Annotated in this window: 5 protein-coding genes and 1 pseudogene; 3 read left to right on the top strand and 3 right to left on the bottom strand. The window is 68.2% G+C overall.

All coding sequences use genetic code 11. From position 1 onward, the window contains the following. Positions 1 to 612, top strand: a 612-nt coding sequence (locus AB3X43_RS17180; RefSeq protein WP_369431092.1) for a hypothetical protein, incomplete at its 5' end; no start/stop codon positions are given. A 15-nt stretch (positions 613 to 627) separates the two neighbouring features. On the opposite strand, the gene AB3X43_RS17175 is transcribed toward AB3X43_RS17180, so the two are convergent. Next, a complete protein-coding gene (locus tag AB3X43_RS17175) occupies positions 628 to 852 on the bottom strand; it encodes a hypothetical protein (protein WP_369431091.1) in 225 nt (74 codons plus the stop codon). A 147-nt stretch (positions 853 to 999) separates the two neighbouring features. Further along, a complete protein-coding gene (locus tag AB3X43_RS17170; protein WP_369431090.1) occupies positions 1,000 to 1,593 on the bottom strand; it encodes an IMPACT family protein in 594 nt (197 codons plus the stop codon). A gap of 167 nt (positions 1,594 to 1,760) precedes the next feature. Here AB3X43_RS17170 and AB3X43_RS17165 point away from each other — a divergent pair, with 167 nt between their 5' ends. Together AB3X43_RS17165 and AB3X43_RS17160 are read left to right on the top strand one after the other, a co-directional pair. After that, positions 1,761 to 2,411, top strand: coding sequence for a GNAT family N-acetyltransferase (locus AB3X43_RS17165; protein ID WP_369431089.1), 651 nt, complete (start codon positions 1,761 to 1,763; stop codon positions 2,409 to 2,411). 101 nt (positions 2,412 to 2,512) lie between these two features. Further along, entirely contained in the window at positions 2,513 to 4,786 is a 2,274-nt protein-coding gene (locus AB3X43_RS17160; RefSeq protein ID WP_369431088.1) for an SEL1-like repeat protein, read from the top strand. Between the two features lie 18 nt (positions 4,787 to 4,804). Here AB3X43_RS17160 and AB3X43_RS17155 read toward each other — a convergent pair. Further along, a pseudogene (locus AB3X43_RS17155) lies at positions 4,805 to 5,232 on the bottom strand (succinylglutamate desuccinylase); the annotation flags it as partial.

Genomic DNA, 5,232 nt, shown 5'->3' with positions numbered 1-5,232 from the left:
GCCACCACGGGTCACCCTTCGGCGCGCGACACCGGCCTGTTCTTCGTCGAGACCGATCTGAGCGACGGCGACCTCGCCAACCTGTCGGCCAATACGGTGTGGAAGTTCGACTACTACCTCGCCAGCAACCCGGGGGCCTTGGCCACGACGCAGTATTTCAAGACCCGGGCACGGCCGATGACTATGGCCGAACTGCGCCAGCGCGGGCTGGCCCGCCTGGACGCAGCCGATCTGACCAGGATCACCGCCAGCGCCGACCCGACCACCGGCCGCGTGCCGCTGCCGGGCAGTGGCGGTGTGACGATGAACTGGACGGCACAGGACGCCACGCTGGCGCCGACCAACCTCAAGCTCTGGGGCCGGACCAGCGGAGGCGTGCCCTTCAATGACCAGGAAACCGTCACATCGACCGCACGCACCGGCAGCGTCCACTGCTCGCGTCAGACCAATGCAGATGCGCATTGCGACACGACGAAGACGCCGCCCGACTTCGCCGGCGGCACCACCGCCGATGGTGTGCACCTGTGGACACACGACGTCAGCGGCCGAGAATTTGCCCGCTTCTATGCGATGTACAAGCTGGCACAGCCGCAATCCGCCGTGAAACCCTGAACCGAGAGGCCCGCTTCAGCGGGCGTTGGCGCGCCGTTCCGCTCCGAGGCAGGACGGCGCACAGACCAGTTGCTGGCGACCGAGGATCGCCTTGCTGTGCAGCAACTCGCGCAGCCGCACCTTGCCGCAGACCGAACAGGTCCACGCCTGGGGATCGAAATGATCGTCCCGCAATGGAGCGGTCGACAGCGGAACAGGCAACTCGTGACCCTGCACTGAACGCACGATGGGCGGGCTCATGCACAGGCCCTCCCGACGCCAGCGGTCCGAAGCTTCCGAGAGAATTTGGTCGTCATACAAGGCACCCTCCTATATTTTTCTATCTGCGACTTTATACCGACATCTGTATCTTGAACCTCTTGCGCGCAAACAGAAAACTGAGGCTCCTCAAGCTTCGACAAGAAACCAGCCGATCCGCCCTTGCCCGGTATCGGAAAGACGGGCGACGAACGCCGTCGCCGCCTGGTCGGCCAGACTGAAATCGAACTCCACCTGTGCGCCATGGCGCACCTCGCCCAGCGCAGCGCCGGCCGCCGACAGTTCGCGCCGGACCAGCCCTTCCAGCGCATAGGGCACCGTGCAGCGCAGCGGGCGCATCCGCTGCAGCGGCACCTTGGTCGCTCCGACCAGTGCCTGCGCCACGGCATCCGTGTAAGCCCGCACCAATCCGCCTGCGCCGAGCTTCACGCCACCGAAATAACGCACGACCGTCGCCAGAACGCCTTCGAGATCCTGGTGACGCAGCACTTCAAGCATCGGGCGTCCGGCCGTGCCCCCGGGCTCGCCGTCATCGACCGCAGCAGACTGCCCACCCGCCATCAGCGCCCAGCAGACATGGCGCGCGCCAGGGTGTTCTTTCCAGAGCGCATCGACCACGGCCTGCGCGCCGGCACGGTCTGAAACAGGTTGGACACAGCCGATGAACCGGCTCTTCTTGATGACGAGTTCGCTGTGAACCGATGTGGCGAGGGTGCTGGACATGACGCCGACATGGTAGCCCCGGCCGCCGGCAGGCGGTAGTTCCGCACAAGAATGCGCCGCCTTTCACCTTCTGACTGGCCTCCCCCTCATTCGAAGGTCAACCAGCAGGCACCGTGTTGGCTAGGATAGGGTTCGATTTCAGTAGTGCCACAAATTCCAAAACTATCATGTTGCTGACCGACGTGACGCGCCCGCTGCCGTTGTCCGACCGCCCGGTGCCGGTATCTCCCCCTGCGAGGCCGACCGCCTCGTCCTTGGTACAACACGTCGTGATCGAGCCCGCGCGCTTGAGCGACTGGGCGAGCATCTGCAAGCTCGTGGCCCAGAACTTTCCCCTTCAGACCGAAGTGGACATGGGTTACTGGCTCTGCCACCAACTCCCCTATTTCCAGGTTGCACGCCTGGACGGCCATGTGATCGGATTCATGCACGCGCAGCCGCGACAGGACACCGGTACGCTGTGGGTCAATCTGCTGGCCGTGGATGAACAATACCGCCACCGCGGCGTAGGCCACCAGCTGGTGATGCACGTCGAATCGGTCTGCCGGGACTGGGGTTGTCTGCGCATCGGGCTGCAATGCCTGCACACCAATGTCGCCGGACTCGCCCTGTACAGACAGCATGGCTATGCGCGGCTGGTCGAGTCGATCACGGAACTGGGCCACCAGGTGATCGTCCACCGCAAGACGCTGCCAGTGACCGATGCACCCGCGAGCTGCCCACGTCCGCCGGTGCAACTGGACGGGCGCCTGCGGCGCATCGCCTACCGACTGTTCTATCTCGCCTGGTTCCGCCGCCACTCGCCGGTGCGCGGCTGAAACACGCTGGCTGGCCGCCCTGTCGGCCGTTGGCGACCCGCGGTCCAGCCGATGTTGTGTAATCTTTCCCTTTCCGGTCGGATTGCAAGCAGAGGTCAGGGATGTCGAGTGTGCGGGGGCAGGAAGCGGGACGACGCAAGCGCATCGCCGAGGTGATCGGGGCGCAGATCGAGCCACTCACGCGCTTCAGGAGTGCCGATCTGAAGGAGCTGTCGCCAGACCTCGAATCGGGCGCCGAGCTGGTCGTCACCACCCGGCAACGGGTCGATCTGGACATCGAGAGCGCAGTCCATGCAGGTCGTTTGCCGCACGGCATCTCGGCACGCCCGGACGTCGCCGCCACCGAAGCAGCGCTTCAGCAGCGGCTGGCCACCGCCGAATCGGCCGCCACCGCCCGCATCCAGCAGTGGGCGACGGAAGAACCGGGGCGTTACCGGCGCCTGTTGCCCGCAGGCACCTTCTTCGGTGACCAGCCGAACGAAACCATCGGCACGGAGTGGCCCTGCGCCACCTGTGGTCAGCGCGGACGACTCGCCTGCACAGGCTGCTCGGGCAGCGGCGCGCAGACCTGTCCCGACTGCCAGGGCCGCCGACACGGCGCCTGCCGCCAATGCAGAGGGCTCGGACGCCTGGCCTGCGGGGTCTGCGAAGGCCATGGGCTGGTCAAGGCCACCGCCGCACCGGGCGCCACCAGCACCAGCGCGGCCCCCGAGCGCACCGAGGCGCCTGAAGCACTGGTGCCCTGTGCCGCGTGCAGCCAGGGTTGGCTGAATTGCGCGGCCTGCCAGGGCCGGGGCGAACAGGACTGTGCCCGCTGCGCGGCGTCCGGCCGGATCGTCTGCCCCGACTGTCAAGGGCAGCAGGAACTCGACTGCCCGGACTGCGCCGCGTCCGGCTGGCACCACCAGTGGGGCCGGCTGCGCGAGCGGATGGAGGTGGAGGACCTGCTGGAAATCCACCACCCGGAGCCTGCCGTGGCCGCGGCCATCACGGCACGCCATGCCGATGTCGCCACGCTGGACGCGGTCTGCACGCTGGAGCAGGTGCGCTACACCACGGCGCCGCTGGCCGTGCAGGCGGTGCAGCGCCTGCGGCTGCCCGTGCGGCAGGCACATCTGCAGGTGGCCGGACAGCCGATGCAGTTCACCGCACTGGGTCCGTCGCTGGAGGTGGTCGACTACCAGCAGGTGGCCGCGGTGCTGCTGGCACACGACCTCGGCACACTGGAAAAGAACGTCGACGGCAGCGGACGCCACCTGGGCGAGGCACTGCAGCGTTTCCTCCAGTCTCCGTTGAACCAGGACATTGCCGCGCGCACACCGATGGCGGACATCAACCGCCAGTGCCCGGGCCTGGTCGGCGAGGCCTACCAGGCCCGGGCACTGCAATTGGTGCAGCGTGCGGTCGAGCGGCTGTGGCTGCAGCGGGTCAGGCGGCCGCGGCTGCAGGGCCTTGCAGGCATCGGCGTGGTGTCGGCGCTGCTGGTGGCACTGGGCAGCCCGCGCATCGGTGTGGCGAGCGCCTCGGTGCTGGCGACAGGGCTGGGCATCGCTGCCTGGACGGTGACCGACTGGCAAGCGCGCCGCGCCTTGGCGCTGTCGCTGCGGATGCCCCAGAGCGACCGGCTGCTGCGCCCCTTGCGCCATTCGAGCGTGGTGCGGCGCTGGCAAGTCACCTCGCTGGCCGCCGCCGTGGTCGTGGCGCTGGCGGGAGCTGCCGCCATGACACGGCTGCCGCATGTCCGGCAACAAGCCGAACAGAGCCGCGCTGCCGCCACATTGCAGCAGCAGGTCGAGGCCTGGCTGGCCAGCGACGACAAGGACTACCGGTTGCGGCACTACCCCGCCGCGGACGTGCTCGCGCAGGCGGTCGAGCAGACACCGGTGGATCCGCACGTCCGGCTGGTGCGCGCATGGCAGCTGCTGCTGGGGCCGGATGGCGTCACACCCGATCCCCGCGATGCGGAGCGGTTGCTGGGTGCGCTGGAGGACGACCCGGCCCTGGCCAGCTCGGTCGTGCTGGCCAGGGCGCGGGCCACGCTGTGGCTGCACAGCCGCTCGGTCAGTGACCTGCAGGCCGCCGCCACGTCGCTGGAAAAACTGCCGGAACCGCCATCGCCCGAGGCCCTCTACACGCTGGCCCTGGTGCAACTGACGCCGGCCATGGCCGTGCGCGCCGGCGGCCTGTCATCGGGCATCGCCACGCTGCAGCAGGCCGCCGACACGGGCCACGCCAGCGCGTGTTTCGAGCTGGGTCGCCGGCTCGGGGCCGGAGCGGGCCTGCATCGCGATCTCTCCGCCGCACGCCGGTATCTGGCCTATGCCGAATCCAGAGGGGTTCCCGGTGCCGCGAAGGAACTGGCCGCGCTGCACTGAGCGGCCCGGCACACCGGCTCAGAGTGTGCGGTCGCTGGCCCGCGCCAGGTAGAACCATTCCTGCCCGACCTGTGCCCGCGGGTTGGGAAAGACGATCCAGCCATCCACCTCGGCCACCACGGGCCGGCCGCCGTCCCGGTGGCCGATCACATCGCCGGCCCGGACGGGATCGAAACTCGACCATTCGCGGCTGAAGTGGTCACCGACGTGCTCGCAGTCGATCACGTCGAACAGGCACATCAGCGTGTGCGACTCCGGCGGGACCAGCGCTTCGATCTCGCCATCCGGCACCTCCAGCATGTCCAGCAGGTGCAAGGTGCGCAGCACGGCCAGCCGGGCCACTTCCGGTGCCTGGGGGTCGCCATGCTGCCCGCATTCGAGCGTGACCCCATAGCCGCCACAGGCGCGCATGTACTCGGTCGTGCCCACGCCGAACTGCGGATCCG

It is taken from the genome of Sphaerotilus sp., from assembly GCF_041083715.1.
GTDB lineage: Bacteria > Pseudomonadota > Gammaproteobacteria > Burkholderiales > Burkholderiaceae_C > Sphaerotilus.
The sequence above is the reverse complement of the archived record's forward strand: the minus strand, read 5'-3'. Positions and strand labels throughout refer to the sequence as shown.